At 60.3% G+C, this 14320-nt stretch carries 9 protein-coding genes; 4 read left to right on the top strand and 5 right to left on the bottom strand.

Annotated elements, in window-relative coordinates:
- Position 1 precedes the first annotated feature (1 nt).
- The 3 genes from SINAC_RS28665 to SINAC_RS28655 form a co-directional block, all read right to left on the bottom strand.
- Positions 2 to 1633, bottom strand: coding sequence for a DUF6599 family protein (locus SINAC_RS28665; protein ID WP_015249066.1), 1632 nt, complete (start codon positions 1631 to 1633; stop codon positions 2 to 4).
- Between the two features lie 211 nt (positions 1634 to 1844).
- Positions 1845 to 2870, bottom strand: a complete 1026-nt coding sequence (locus tag SINAC_RS28660; protein ID WP_015249065.1) for an LIC_10091 family protein — start codon at positions 2868 to 2870, stop codon at positions 1845 to 1847.
- A 20-nt stretch (positions 2871 to 2890) separates the two neighbouring features.
- Positions 2891 to 3796, bottom strand: coding sequence for a cation diffusion facilitator family transporter (locus tag SINAC_RS28655; protein ID WP_015249064.1), 906 nt, complete (start codon positions 3794 to 3796; stop codon positions 2891 to 2893).
- Positions 3797 to 4309: 513 nt separating this feature from the next.
- On the opposite strand from SINAC_RS28655, the gene SINAC_RS28650 reads away from it, so the two are divergent.
- The 3 genes from SINAC_RS28650 (at position 4310) to SINAC_RS28635 (ending at position 12213) form a co-directional block, all read left to right on the top strand.
- A complete protein-coding gene (locus SINAC_RS28650; RefSeq protein ID WP_015249063.1) occupies positions 4310 to 6223 on the top strand; it encodes an ABC transporter permease subunit in 1914 nt (637 codons plus the stop codon).
- A 153-nt stretch (positions 6224 to 6376) separates the two neighbouring features.
- Entirely contained in the window at positions 6377 to 7399 is a 1023-nt protein-coding gene (locus SINAC_RS28645) for an aldo/keto reductase (protein WP_015249062.1), read from the top strand.
- 1442 nt (positions 7400 to 8841) lie between these two features.
- Positions 8842 to 12213 (top strand): beta strand repeat-containing protein, encoded by a 3372-nt coding sequence (locus SINAC_RS28635; protein ID WP_237722777.1) that lies wholly within the window; start codon positions 8842 to 8844, stop codon positions 12211 to 12213.
- A 432-nt stretch (positions 12214 to 12645) separates the two neighbouring features.
- Here SINAC_RS28635 and SINAC_RS28630 read toward each other — a convergent pair whose 3' ends face one another.
- Together SINAC_RS28630 and SINAC_RS28625 are read right to left on the bottom strand one after the other, a co-directional pair.
- Positions 12646 to 13155, bottom strand: a complete 510-nt coding sequence (locus tag SINAC_RS28630) for a YbjQ family protein (protein ID WP_015249059.1) — start codon at positions 13153 to 13155, stop codon at positions 12646 to 12648.
- Positions 13152 to 13469, bottom strand: a complete 318-nt coding sequence (locus tag SINAC_RS28625) for a hypothetical protein (RefSeq protein WP_015249058.1) — start codon at positions 13467 to 13469, stop codon at positions 13152 to 13154. The genes SINAC_RS28630 and SINAC_RS28625 overlap by 4 nt, the downstream gene beginning before the upstream one ends.
- Positions 13470 to 13536: 67 nt before the next feature.
- Here SINAC_RS28625 and SINAC_RS28620 point away from each other — a divergent pair, with 67 nt between their 5' ends.
- Complete coding sequence (locus SINAC_RS28620) at positions 13537 to 14019, top strand: transposase (protein WP_154673829.1); 483 nt, start codon at positions 13537 to 13539, stop codon at positions 14017 to 14019.
- Positions 14020 to 14320: the final 301 nt, after the last annotated feature.

The raw sequence follows: 14320 nt of genomic DNA, 5'->3' as shown, positions 1-14320 counted from the left end.
GTCAAGGACCCGATTCGATCGCGGGCACGGTCTTGGGCAAACTCTTCACGAAGGCTCGTGCAAAAGCTTCGGCGGGCTTGGCGTTGGTGGCTCCATTGGCCCCCCCAACGACGTTGCCCTTCAAGAAGAGGACATCGACCAGGCCGATATTGGAACTGACGATCATTCGATCAGCCCCTTCCGCATCGATCGTCTTGATCTCCGCCTCGTCTCGCTTGGCCCCTTCGACGTACTTGTCGAAAACCGCCTGGGCCTCCTTGGCATCCTTGTAGGGCCGGAGGAAGCCCTGCCAGGTGACTCCACCCTCCTCATAATCGGCCATGAAGACGTCGGAGAGGAAGCTGTATCCGAAAACGTCCTGGGCCGCATATTTGGGCGTCGCCCTCCCTGAACCGCTGGGCAGGAGAGCGAACAGGCTCTCCGGTGTGGATTGGGTTTTCGACGGCCCCTCTCCCGAAGGAGCAGGGGCGGCGGAATCCCCCTTCTGTTTCTCGGCGATCCGTTTCGCCAGTTCGACCGCAAAGGCCGAGAACTTCGGGTCATCGGTCGTCGAGACGATCTGCGTGTAGTAGCGGCCGGAGTAGAAGAGGGTGCTCCCCGCTGCGGTATAGCCTTCCGAGCCGATCGTCAACGGCTTCGCATCGTCCGACTTCTCGGACCCATATTTGCCAAGCGCCTTGAGGGGATCGCTCATCTCGAAAATGTAGACCTGTAACTCGTTCGACTCGTCGCCGGTAGGATGAAAGTTCGCGTAGGCCATTCCCTTGACGTTGTATTGGAGAAAGCTTTCGGCTCGACCGTCGATCTTTTCGAACAGGTTGTCTGCGTTGAAGCTTTCCAAGTACCGATCGCCCAGCTTGCCGACACTCCAATCCGCAGGCAAGTCGCTCAGCGGAAGCATCGCCGCCAGGGGCCGTTGCGGTTCAGGCACTGCGGCGAGTTCCGCATCGACCTGGGCCTTCGTCAACCCTGATCCGGCCAACGGGGCCACCGGAGCCGGGGCCAAGTTGGTCAGAGGAGCCGGCGCAGAGGGAGCCGGGGATGGAATCGAGGCGATTGCAACCGGCGGGGCGGTAAAGTCCATCAGTTGCTGAGGGCCGTCGAGGCCGATGCTCTCGTGAATCTTGGCCAACCTCTGAAGCACCGAGGGGATGGCCTGGGCCACGGCGGGGGATGTTCCCGCGACGGCGCGAAGGGCGAGCATCGACTCGTCGAGCTTCTTGACGCTCTCGACCAGATTCTTGCGGACCTCCGCGAGCCGCATGGCTTCGCGTCTGACCGCCTCATCGGCCTCTTTCAGCTCGTTATAGCCGCGACCCTGCTCCAGGACCGACCAGGTCTTATTCGGGTCGAACTCGTAGCGATCCTCATCGAAGTGCTGGCTCTTGACCACCAAGGCCATGAAAATGGCGGGGATTCCCATCACCAGGAGCATGGCGCAAACGATCGAGGAAAACTCCGGGCGCTGCATCACCCGCCCTCGCCTTGCCTTGAACCAGCTCAGCCGGCCCAGGACCGCAAAGGCCAAGGGGGTCGTCGCCAGGGCGAAGAGCGCCGCGGCGATTGCGGTCGCCATCAGCGGTTCGCTCAGGAAGTAGTCTCGAAGCCGGGCTGCGGTCGCCGTGGAATTCATCGTGCGAAGAGCCTCAGACGCAGAGGATGATGGCCTCTGATACAGAATGGCCGACTTAGTCCAGATTATAACCAATTCAACGGGGAACCAACAATCGTCCTGTTTAACAGAGATCGAATTCCTTCGATTCTACTCTGTCGTCCCCCTCTCGGAGATGAGCGTCTTTCGAGGTCTTGGCGGCTCATCTTGTTCTTCGCCAGGGGCCACGTTCTCAACGAGGAAAGAGGTCTTCGACGGTCTTGATCGCTCCCGAGCGGGCCAACTTGAGGAACATCGCGATGGATTGAAGGACCGTCGTCGAACTATCGCCGGGGGTGCGGTCGGGATGAGCGATCTCACGGGTGCTCGTTCGGACTACCTGGGCTCCCTCGGCCCATGGCAGTCCCGCCAGGCTCTCGACATAACTCGCAAATCGCCCTGCGCGGATCAAAAAGAATTCGACGTCCGAGACATAGAGCAGGGCGAGTCGAAGCGAGTGGGCACGGAGCCAGTCTCCGACCTTGGACAAGCTGGGAGGACGGCTGAAGTCACCGACCAAGGGGATGAGCCGATCGCCTTGCTGGAGTTCACGAACGAACTGGTAGCGGTCTTCGCTCGCGAGCAGGTGGGCAGGGGCCCCTTGGCGATCACGGGTTCGGACGAGCTTGCCCAAGGTCGGATACATCGGGAGGGCGAGGAAGCGGGCATTCATCCCAGGCCCGGCCAGCTTCGCCTGGATCGTTGCCAATGGCTTCCACTCGGGCTCGGTCAACACGCCGAGCGGTTGGAGGATTGCTGCCATCTCGGCCTGGGTCGTTTCAAGCAGCCGACGGTCGAATTTTGCTTCCGAGAATGCCGTCACGAGGTCGTCCGCGCTGGGGTCGGAAGCCAAGCGGCCTGGCCTTCGCGCGGTGAGTCGCGTGAGGTAGGCGACGCGATTGGTGGAGAGCGTAAAGAGGGCCTTATGGACCAGATGAAGGAGGAGGTTACGGCGGCGATAGTCCATGACAAAGGCGAGACGTGGCTTGGTGTGGGCGAGGATCGTGAAATTCTGATCCGGGCCGACCCCCAGATAGACTTGTCCCGGGGGGCAAAGTCGAGCCACTTCGGCGGCCACGCGGGGATAAGAGTCCTCGTTACTGACGAGGTTATCGGCGGCGGGGCCGGTCTCGCGCTCGGAGAGTTCGCGGATGATCGACGCGAAGGTGGCGTCGCGGGAGGGGAAGAGCAAGTCGGCGAGGGGAGGGGGGGTGGCCATGTGGTTTGACCCCTTGTCAGTCACTCCGTCAATCCATTCGGGTTTGTCCGGGACGGCTCGATATGGACGAGGACGTCGCGGATGGGGTCCAGGCGGGTGATCACCTGGTCCTTGACGGCGTGCGCGATGTTGTGACCTTCACGAACGGTGAGATCGGGGTCGACCTCGACGTGGATGTCGACAAGGTATTCGAGACCCGCCTTGCGGACCCTTAGTTTCTCGACCCCCTGAACGCCCGCCACGGCGAGTGCTTCAAGTCTGACGTCCTGGAGCACCAGGGGATTGGCCTGCCGATCCATCAGGTCTTGGACATTTTCCCAGAGGAGCTTGGATGCGACCCAGACAATCAAGGTCGCGACCAGTCCTGCGGCGATCCGATCGGCCATCTGCCAGCTCGGGCCTCCCCACTTCGTCAGGGCGACGCCGAACAGGACGAGGAGGGAACCGAAGACGTCGAGGCGATAGTCCCAGGCCGTCGCCAAGAGAGCGCCTGAACCGGTGCGCCGCGCGGTCTTGATCGCGTATCGCGAAAGAGCTTCCTGACAGATCGCTCCGAACGCGGCCACGATCAGGGTGAACGCGTGAGGGGAAGGGTGAGCGAGCTTCCTCGTACTCCAGGCCTCCCAGCCCAGTGCCATCGCCAGCAAAATCAGGAGCAGGCCCACCCCGGCTCCGACGAGGGCCTCCACCCGGGTGTGCCCGTACGGATGCTCGCGGTCCGCAGGGCGCTGGGCGAAGAAGAGGGCGGCGACCAGCGAGCCTGAGATCAAGGCATCGACCAGGGAGTGAGCCCCATCGGTCACAAGGGCGAACGAGTGGCCATACATTCCCCCCAGGAGTTTGATTAGGCCCAGCGTGGAATTCACCGCGACGCCCCAGAGGGCAGCCCGGCGCGCCTTTTGATAAAGAATTGCGATGTCGCCCATGAAGATTCAGCGATTTCCAGGATTTCTGATGAGTGACGCGGGGTAACTCGCATTCGATCCCGGGCTCGATCAGGTCAGTCCAAACATACAAAAGGGACACACGGCGAAGGCGTCGAAGGGTGGATCGGGCCAGCCGTCAATGTCTCCTCTCCCCACCGAGTCTGGCATTTCCTCGGGCTTGAAGCAACTCGACTCGGTGATCGCTCCCCAATCGGTCTGTGAAGAATTCGAGGAGGCCCAGATTTCAGGGCAACGTGGGGTGAGCGCCACTTTGGTATCGCCCCTCAGGTTTGGTAAACTCAGAAGGATGGGAATCGTTGAGGAGTACCCGCCTCGTTCCTCGCCGCCAAGGCGCCTGGACGTCCTGGGGCGTCTATCTCTTGAGCGTGGATTATTCCGGTCGCCGTTTGCGGGCGACCGAACATTCTTCCCTTTTTCGTCGTAATCCCCGCCAGGGCTCGTCGAGGGTTTCTTGTCGGCACGTCCGCGCCGTCGACATTGGGAGGCTTGCTCTTGTTCGCTGGACCCATCATCGCTCGCGAGGTCATCACTGCTCCACGCCCCGCTCGGTTTTACGTCGCACGCGCCGCGTATGTCGGGCTGCTCTTCGTCTTGATGTGGACCGTCTGGCAGTCTCTGATCGGTTGGCGCGAGATTCATGAATTCGGCATTCTCGCCCGGTTCAGTGGGATCTTGTTCCAGTTCTTCGTGCTGATTCAGCTCACTCTGATGCTCTTCTTCGCCCCTCTCTCGGCTGCGACAGCCGTCGCGCACGAGAAAGACAGGCGCACGTTCATCCTGCTCCTGATGACCGACCTGAGAGATACGGAGATCGTCCTCGGCAAACTGGTGGCCAGCCTCCTTCAGATAGGTACTCTGCTGGCGCTTGCGGCGCCTGTCTTCTTTCTCTGCATGCTGCTCGGGGGGATCGCGCCCGGGCAAATCTTCGACATCCTCGGCGTGACCGCTGCCGCAGGGCTAGCGGGCGGTGCCCTCGGTCTCCTCGTCGCCCTGGGACGTGATCGGACGTTTCAATCGTTAGCGCTCACCGTCCTGCTCGTCGTCCTTTCTTTAGCGGGTGTCGAGGCGATTGGCTATCTCTTCCCTGACCTGAATCTTTTCGGTGTTCCGTTGGCGACGGCGCTCAACCCTTATCGCGCGGTCTTCTCTGTTCTCTATAAGGATCAAGGATCGTTGCAGGCGGTGGCCCGGCCGAGTCTCGTATTCATGCTTGTCGCCACCGCGATCTCGGCGGTGATTCTGCTGGCCGGCGTGTTCCTCCTCCGCGTCTGGAATCCGGGGCATAACGAGCCGCGCGAACAACGCGAAGGGGAGACTGGCGAGGAACAGGTTGGGTCGCTGGTTGCGATCGAGGAAATCGCAGAGCCAGTCCTTGTCGGTGCTGCCGCGTCATCCTCGATGACCGCGGCGGTCGGAGCGAATTCAGCCGGTACGCCAGAACACCAAGCCCGTGCGACAGCCGAGGTCGGCGAAGCAACGACCGGCCTGCACGTCCCGAGGCGAAGCCACCGGCGGATCTTGAAAACGGCCGGCTCGTACCGTCAGCCTTGGGGTGACTGGCCGATTCTCTGGCGCGAGTTAATGACTCGCGCCTACGGGACCAAGCCCCTCATCATCAAAGGCGCCTATATTCTGGCTTTTGCCCTCGGCGTGGTCTTCTATTACGGCAACCCTGATGTCGCCGAGGATAGCTGGCGGCCCGCCAAGACATTGATCCCGTTGGCGATCCTGAGCCTGGTTTTGGTCAACGCTCAGGGGGTCACCGCCCTGACCAGCGAACGGGATACGGGGGCCCTCGACCTGTTGCTCGTGACAGAACTGACGCCCAAGCAGTTTATCTACGGCAAACTCTACGGCGTTCTCTATAACGCGAAGGAGATGGTCGTCCTCCCGATCCTGCTGACCATCTGGTTTGCGATCACAGGCGCGATGTCCTATGAATCCGCCTTTTACGTCGTCATCGACTTCGCGCTTCTCGTCCACTTCTCGGCCATGCTCGGCCTGCACGCGGCGATCACCTACACCAACAGCAGGACCGCCGTCGCGAACAGTCTGGGCACCATCTTCTTCCTGATGGTCGGGATCCTCGTTTGTGCCTGCCTGATTCTCCTGAGTGACCGGGAGTTTGGCCGGCAACTCCTCAGCTTCCTCATCTTCATTGGAGCGGGAAGCGTCGCACTTTTCGGTTCCCTCGGCGCGAGAAATCCCTCGCGAGCCATCGCCCTGGTGTCTCTCCTCACGCCGTTCTGGTCGTTCTATTGTGTGATCAGCCTGCTCAACGGTGACATCTTGGCGGCCTTTCTCTTCAGCGTCGGGATCTACGGGTTCGCATGCCTGGCGATGCTCGTGCCCGCCGTCAGTGATTTCGACATCGCGCTGGGACGGACCAATGCCATCCAGGGATAGCGAATTCCGCGATCTCTCCTGAGTGATCTTGCGCGATCGGCCCTTTCGATTGCGGATCGAACCTTGAGATTCCCGGCGCAAGACTTGCTTCAAAAAGCAAGCTGCGCCGAGGATCTCTGTTCGGTCCGTTGATTCGCTTGGAGATCGATCCCGATGAAGCCACACTCACCGAGTCGTCGTGAATTTCTTCAGACGGGTGCCGCAGGAGTCGCCGCCGCTGCGTTGTCCGGTGCCGCGGCACCGGAAGGAACCAATCCAGGGGGCATTCTCCTTCGCCCCTTGGGCCGTACCGACGAGAAGGTCAGCGTCCTCTGTCTCGGGGGTCATGCGAGCACTAACCCCCAGAAATTGTCGGAGCAGGAAAGCCTTCGGCTGATCCAACGGGCTGTCGACGAAGGGATCACCTTCATGGACAACTGCTGGGACTATCACAATGGCGTGGCCGAAGAACGGATGGGCAAAGCGCTCGCCGAAGGGGGAAGACGAAACAAGACGTTTCTCATGACCAAGTGTTGTGGCCGAAACGTCAAGGATGCGCAGTCGAATCTCGAAGAGAGCCTCCGCAGACTCAAGACCGATCACCTGGATCTCTGGCAATTCCACGAGATCGTCTACGACAGCGACCCGAGCTGGGTCTTCGCCGAGGACGGAGCAATTCACGCAGGCCTCAAAGCCCTGAAAGAGGGAAAGGTTCGCTACCTCGGCTTCACGGGCCACAAAGACCCGTCCATCCACCTCGACATGCTCAGCAAGCCCTATGAGTGGGCTACCGTGCAGATGCCCCTGAATGTGATGGACGTGCATTACCGCAGCTTCCAGAAGAAAGTCCTGCCCGTCCTCCTCGAACGCCAGATCGGCGTGCTGGCGATGAAGAGCCTCGGCGGCAATGGCTCCATCGTCACCAAAGCAGGGGTCTCAGTCGAGGACGCCCTTCGCTACGTGCTCTCGCTGCCGATTTCAACCTTGGTATCGGGGATTGATTCGGAAAAGGTTCTCGACCAGAACCTCAAGATTGTCCGCGACTTCAAGCCGCTGACGGCTGAGGAGAAGACTCGAATCGAACAGTCGACCATCCAGGTCGCTGGCGACGGGCGATTCGAGTTGTTCAAATCCTCAAAAGCGTTCGACGGCCCCGTTCACCGCAAGCAGCATGGATTCGACACTGCGATTTCGTGAAGACAGGGTCGACTTGCGCGAGTCCGACTCTTCCTGTAATGAACACACGGCCAATCGTCAATGGGAGAGCCAAGCGAGCCTCGGCTTGATTGGGTGTCGCCCATACTCTCCCAATGGTCATCAATTCGTATCGGGTTCGGGGAGTTTTTTTGCTTGCCTAATCGCTGAAAAAAGAATGCGTGAGGGGATGGATTTGGCAGGGCATGTCGATTGGGAGGATCCGGTGAATCGAGGCTGGCGGGAGGCGTTTTAGACTAAGAAATTCATTACACCTTGGACTCATGGGATTCCGACCCATTTAAGGAAAGAGGGATTGAATGAAACGAGGGTGAAAGCTCACTGGTCCGGGGTCTCGTTCATGGGTTCTTTTCATGGGAAGAAGGGGCGGTTTCCGCACCTCCTGATCGCCATTTTGGCGGTTTTGGGGTTGGAGTTCGACGTTCTGTGCAACCCCTTCGCTCCCACCTTGATTCTCCACCGGATTTTGCGGCCTTTTGATTCGCAGGAGTCCGTTACGGCGGATGGGGAGGATCAGGATCCGGTCGATTCGACTGCAACGGTTTTCACCCCGGTTCCGAAGGCACGGTTGAGCGGAGAGAAGTCGAATCGATCCGATGGGCCGTCGCAGCTTGACGAAACGCCCGACATGGATGACACGGTCACCGTTCGGGCACCGACAAGCGCGTCGAGCCTTACCCTCGCCGACCCATTCCTTTGGGGTCCTTTACCTTGGTCGGGGCTTGTCAGCCACTTTCAAGAGTTTCATTTTCCCATCATTTCTCGCCTTTCCAGCCAATCTCAACTCTGCCGGTTCCTTTGTTGAAAGGTTCCCGGCTCACCTCGCTTCTTGCCATGAGTTTCGGGCGGTGAATCGCACCTTTTCGGGTGACGTTACGGCGATGCGCCGCGATCGATCACTCCCGGAATTTCTCTGGCTCAAGGGTTCTTGATGCCCTGTCCTCACTCCCCAACAGGCCAACTCGTCTGTAAGCCGCATCCGCTGCTTGCAAAGGGGTTCACAAGGCCTTTTTTGGGAAAGAACACATCCGCTCAGCCCTCACTGTCCCCGGGTGGCCTCGGTGAGCTCACGTACCACAAGAGGCATCGAGGGTTGCTGGATTCAAATGACTCACACCTTTGTTTTCGAGAATCACCAGGAATGCGGATTCGCACCGCCTGAGGTGGACGACCTTTTGAGAAGGTCCAAACCGAACGCGGAATGCTCATGGTTGCACTGGTATTTCCAACCGGTGTGACCTTCAGTCGTTCAAGGTCATTATTCTCGGAGGTTTTTCCCGATGTCTCGACTTGTTGATCTTGCGAACGAATGGTTTCAGTTCTGGCAACAGTCCGGCCCTGGCAGCGATCGGAACCGAAGGTCGGCCCAGCTTGATGCAGCAACGCGCCGTCATCGGACAAAAAAGCAGTTGTCGATGGAGCCGATGGAAGAGCGTGTCGTCTTGAGCACGACCCCCCTCGCCTCGTTGACCGCCGCAAGCCTTGAACATGCCGTTCCGATGGAGGCGAACGTCACCAGCCTTTCCATCCAAGCAAACCAGAACTCGGACATTAGCGCAGAAGCTTTTCGGTTCAGGAAAACCCCGACTCTCGTGACCAGCGTTTCCGGCAGCGGTCTTCGAGACGGCACGGCCACGCTCACAGCCACGCTGACGACCTTCAACGGCACCCCCTTGGCCGGTAAGAACGTCCGCTTTCAGGTCAGAGGCCGCGTCGTCGGCAGGGCCACGACCAACGACGAGGGGGTCGCCGTCCTGTCCAACGCGAGCTTGCGGGGGATTCGGGCGGGCGATTATCCAGGTGGAGTTGTCGCCACCTTCGCAGGCGACGCCACGCAAAGGCGTAGCTCCAGCCGAGGACGGCTGACGGTCAGCCGCTTTGCGACCAGCCTGAGTGACGTGTCCGCCAGCGGCGAGTTCGGCGGCAACGGGACACTCACGGCCACGCTGACCACCAATGGTGCGCCGTTGGCGGGTCAGGCGGTCAATTTCCTGCTCCGCGGCCAGAACGTCGGCAATGCCACGACCAATGCTCAAGGCGTTGCGACCCTCACCAACGTCAGCCTGGCGGGCCTGAACACGGGTGTTTACGCCAACGCAATCACCGCCAGCTTCGCGGGGGGAGTCACCTACCAGCGGAACGCCGCCGGTGGCCCCTTGGCGGTGAACCAGGCGCAAGCAACCGTCAGCCTGGGGGATTTGGACCAAACCTACGACGGGTCGGCCAAGTCGGCCACTGTCACGACCAGCCCTTCGGGTCTGGCATACACCGTTTCGTACCTGGATGCGGACGGCACTCCGGTGGCAAACCCCACAGCCGCTGGCAGCTACATTGTAAATGCGTCGATTGCCAACCCCAATTACATCGGCGTCGCGACAGGTTATCTCGTCATCGCGAAAGCACAGATCGGGGTCGATGGCCTCACGGCGAACAACAAGGTCTATGATGGTTCGACCACCGCGACGCTGAATACCGGTAGCCTTACGCTGTCGGGCGTGGTCCCTGGCGATGATGTGACGCTCAATACTGCAGGAGCAACCGGCACCTTTGCCTCGAAGGGCGTGGGTACGGGCAAAACGGTGACGGTCGCGGGGCTGACCCTGAGCGGCGCCGACGCGGGCAACTACGTCCTGGTTCAACCCACGACGACGGCGGACGTCACCGCGGCCACCTTGACTGTCAATGGCCTCACGGCGAATAACAAGGTCTATGATGGCACGACCGCCGCGACGCTGAATACCGGTAGCCTTACGCTGTCGGGCGTGGTCTTTGGCGACGATCTGACGCTCAACACGGGGGGAGCAACCGGTACCTTTGCCTCGAAGGGCGTGGGCACGGGCAAGACGGTGACGGTCGCGGGGCTGACCCTGAGCGGTGCCGACGCGGGCAACTACCTCCTGGTTCAACCCTCGACGACGGCAGACGTCACCGCGGCCACCTTGACCGTCAGCGGCATCACGGCGAACAACAAGGGGTATGACGGCACGACCGCCGCGACCCTCGACACCACCAATGCCGCCCTGGTGGGCACCGTTCCGGGCGACCAGGTCGCGTTGGATACCACCAATGCCACGGGGACCTTCGACTCACCCGACATCGGGCTAGACAAGGTCGTCACGATCTCCGGCTTGACGCTGAACGGAGCCGACGCCGGGAATTATGTGCTCGTGGAGCCGACGACCACCGCATCCATCGGTGTCGTCACAATCACAGGAATCACGGCGAGTGGCAAGGTGTACGACGGAAACACCGACGCCACGATCGACACCACCGATGCCGTGTTGTCAGGTGTGGGGCCGGGAGACGACGTCACGCTGGATGTCAGCAGTGTTACGGCCAGCTTCGAGACGAAAGACGCCGGCACGGGCAAGATCGTGATCATCACGGGACTGAGCTTGACCGGTGCCGACGCCGGAAAATACATGCTCATCCTGCCGACGATCACAGCAGACATCACGGCGGCGACCTTGACCGTCAGCGGCATCACGGCCAGCGACAAGGTGTACGACGGCAGCACCGACGCCACGATCGACACCACCAACGCTCTGCTTGATGGTTTCGTTGCGGGCGATGACGTGGAGCTCGACGTCAGCGATGCCGTGGGCAACTTCGACACGAAGAACGCCGGCACGGACAAGACGGTCACGATCTCGGGCCTCACCCTGAGCGGTGCCGACGCGGGCAACTACGTCTTGGCTTCAACGACGACGACGGCGGACATCACGGCTGCGACCTTGACCGTCAGTGGAGTGACGGCCAACAACAAGGTGTACGACGGCAGCACCGACGCCACCCTCGATACCACCGACGCCTTGCTGGTTGGTTTCGTTGCGGGCGATGACGTGGAACTCGACGTCAGCGATGCCGCGGGCAACTTTGACACGAAGGATGCCGGCATCGGCAAGACGGTGACGATCTCGGGCCTCACCCTGAGCGGCGCCGACGCGGGCAACTACGTCCTGGTTCAACCCACGGCGACGGCGGACATCACGGCGGCGACCTTGACCGTCAGCGGCGTCACGGCCAGCGGCAAGGTCTACGACGGCAGCACCGATGCCACGATCGACACCACCAACGCTCTGCTTGATGGTTTCGTTGCGGGCGATGACGTGGAGCTCGACGTCAGCGGTGCCGTCGGCAATTTCGACACCAAAGACGCTGGCACGGCCAAGACGGTGACGATCTTGGGGCTGATCCTGAGCGGTGCCGACGCGGGCAACTACGTCTTGGCCCCAACCACGACGACGGCGGACGTCACGGCGGCGACTTTGACCGTCAGCGGCATCACAGCCGGCAGCAAGGTGTACGACGGGAGCACCGATGCCACGCTCGACACCACCAACGCCCAACTGGTTGGTTTCGTTGCGGGCGATGACGTGGAGCTTGACGTTAGCGATGCCGCCGGCAACTTCGACACGAAGGACGTTGGCACGGACAAGACGGTCGTCGTGACCGGTCTCGTGTTGACGGGGGCCGATTTGGGGAATTACATCCTCGTTCCGCCCGCGGCGACGGCGGACATCACGGCGGCGACCTTGACCGTCAGCGGCATCACAGCCAGTGACAAGGAGTACGACGGCAACACGGACGCCACACTCGACACCACCAACGCCTCACTGGTTGGTTTCGTTGCGGGCGATGACGTGGGGCTCAACGTCAGCGGTGCCGTGGGCGTTTTTGATTCCCCGGACATCGGTGATGACAAGCTTGTGTTTATCACCGGCCTGACCCTCGTCGGGGCGGATTCGGGGAACTACACCCTGACCGAGCCCACCACGACGGCAAGCATTTTGTGATGAGTTAAGGCCAAGGCTCAGGACGAGACGCGCTCGCTCTGACCAGCCATCCTCATCCTTTCCTGGCCGCCCCTTCTTTATCTCCAAAGAAGGGGCGGTTTTTTTGTGAGCTTGCGATAGGCATTTGCATACGGTACCTCTGAGCGCCTGCCTGATCAGCCTGGTGGTGAAGGCATTCCTCACGAATATCAAAAGGCCAAACTCGGCTAGGGAGGACGACGGGAAGGCCGCCAACGGCCAGCCCCCGGCGGGGCGTCAAGTCCCGATCTAGGAGCCCCTTCACTGCCCGTTGAATAGGTCTCATGGACAGCGATAGCAGGCGAGGTTTGTTCGGTGGGTCATACGGCGTAGGATTGCGGCCCCAGGGCTGGCGTAAGGCGCATAGAAACGCCCCGGGTGAAGGCCGGGGCGAGATTTCGTGACGCCAGCCGTTTAAGATCCCCTCGCAGGTCTCCGTTCAATCTCAACCAATGTCCCATTTAGGATCAGGGCAACTCGATTCCCGTCGAACTCCGCATAATCCATGTCGATTCCGACGACCGCATTAGCCCCTTGCTTCGCGGCCCGAACCTTCAGGGTAGATGTGGCGATTTTCTTCGCCGTCTGGAGCTTCTCTTCAAATGCGGTGGACCGCTTGCCGAAGATGTCAGCGAGCCCGGTAGACAACTCCGAGAAGATCCCCGTTCCAATCACGTATTCTACGCTCTCCAGGCCAATGTATCGCTTGACGTAATAGCCATCAACCGAGTGGGTTGTCGTGATAATGACTTGGCGAGCTAGAACTTTGATGCGTTCCTCCTCCTTCGCCTCATCTACCCGCTGTCGCTCGACCTCGGCCCTCTTCACAGCCTCGCAGTCAGGACAAATGTAAGGTGCCCCGCCTAAGTCGGCCGAGAGCAGCGAGAGAACGCCCTGCCTCTTCCCGCACTTCGAACAGGTCATAGCTTCACCTCATACCGCATCGCCCGCAGGTTCTTCGCCGCGTCGACTGCCAACAAGATAGGGCATGAGACCTGGATGATCCCGAGCATCCACGCGAGCGAAATCAGGACGATCGTGCCTAAAGCGGTGGAGAACGGTCTGTCCTCCGATGTTGCCTGCTGGACTTGAATCAGCACGCCGATCAGGGCAAGGCAAAACTGGGCACCGGACTGGATATCTCGATCGTCTGGCTGAATCACTTGCATCTTCTTGCCGACTGCTGAATCCAGGGCCTTCAGAACGCGCCCGCACGAACAAGCCACTTCGATCGTCATCGACCGATCTCCTTGACGCATTAAATGTCGACGTTGACGATTTAAGCGTAATGGCCACGGATCATGACTGCAAGGTTCCAGGCAAACCAGGCGTGGGCGTGCGCATCGGAGTGGGTTCTTGACCTACGACGACGTGAAGATCGCATCCAGTCCCATGGAAGGGACCAATAACCAGATCAAAACGATGAAGCGTCAGCCGTATGGGTTTTGGGACGGCGAGATCTTCAAGCTGAAGATCCTCGCAATTCACAAAAGCAAGTACGAGCTTGTTTGCAAAAATATTATTGTTTATTGGTGGCATATGCTTCCGCTATATGGAGAAGGAGCGGAGACAATCCATTCGGTCTTGGCGATGGCAACAAGTCGGCATGGAAATTCTCCCGGATCGGCCAGCGCGACGAGCTTTTCATGGAAGGAAGACTTACAGATGTCGAAGGCAGAAATGGGGTCGGGTGAAATGGGAACGACCACGAAGAGGAAGCCGCGATGCGGGCCTACAGAACAGAAAACTCATCCCGTCGTGGAAATCAAGTCGGTGTCCGCCACTTGACGGCCTGGGTTTTGGGTTGTGCGTTGGGGTTCGCAGCGTACCGGGGATTGATGCCGCCCTGGCCGATGCCCGTGAAGACTCGCATCCTCAGTGGGGCCTATAATCTGGCCATGGGATCCGCTTTCGGCACCATGCTGACGGGCACCGGCGTTCTGATTTCCCGCCGCCTACAAGGCGATCAGTCATACCCTGGGCTGCCGGGGCACTGGCTGTTGATTTTCGGCCTCGCCGCTGCTTTGGCCGACGTTGCTGCGGTCGTTGTCTTCCGTTTGTTACTCACCGCCTGGTTCCCCCCGACACT

This window comes from Singulisphaera acidiphila DSM 18658, from assembly GCF_000242455.2.
Taxonomy (GTDB): Bacteria; Planctomycetota; Planctomycetia; order Isosphaerales; family Isosphaeraceae; genus Singulisphaera; species Singulisphaera acidiphila.
Note: the sequence above shows the minus strand (reverse complement) of the source record. Positions and strands in the feature narration are given on the sequence as shown.

What these genes read in the sequence shown, in the direction of transcription:
- SINAC_RS28655 (WP_015249064.1), bottom strand. Translation starts at nt 3,796, where the DNA reads ATGGGCGACATCGCAATTCTTTATCAAAAGGCGCGCCGGGCTGCCCTC.
- SINAC_RS28660 (WP_015249065.1), bottom strand. Translation starts at nt 2,870, where the DNA reads ATGGCCACCCCCCCTCCCCTCGCCGACTTGCTCTTCCCCTCCCGCGAC.
- SINAC_RS28630 (WP_015249059.1), bottom strand. Translation starts at nt 13,155, where the DNA reads ATGACCTGTTCGAAGTGCGGGAAGAGGCAGGGCGTTCTCTCGCTGCTC.
- SINAC_RS28625 (WP_015249058.1), bottom strand. Translation starts at nt 13,469, where the DNA reads ATGACGATCGAAGTGGCTTGTTCGTGCGGGCGCGTTCTGAAGGCCCTG.
- SINAC_RS28645 (WP_015249062.1), top strand. Translation starts at nt 6,377, where the DNA reads ATGAAGCCACACTCACCGAGTCGTCGTGAATTTCTTCAGACGGGTGCC.
- SINAC_RS28665 (WP_015249066.1), bottom strand. Translation starts at nt 1,633, where the DNA reads ATGAATTCCACGGCGACCGCAGCCCGGCTTCGAGACTACTTCCTGAGC.
- SINAC_RS28635 (WP_237722777.1), top strand. Translation starts at nt 8,842, where the DNA reads ATGGAAGAGCGTGTCGTCTTGAGCACGACCCCCCTCGCCTCGTTGACC.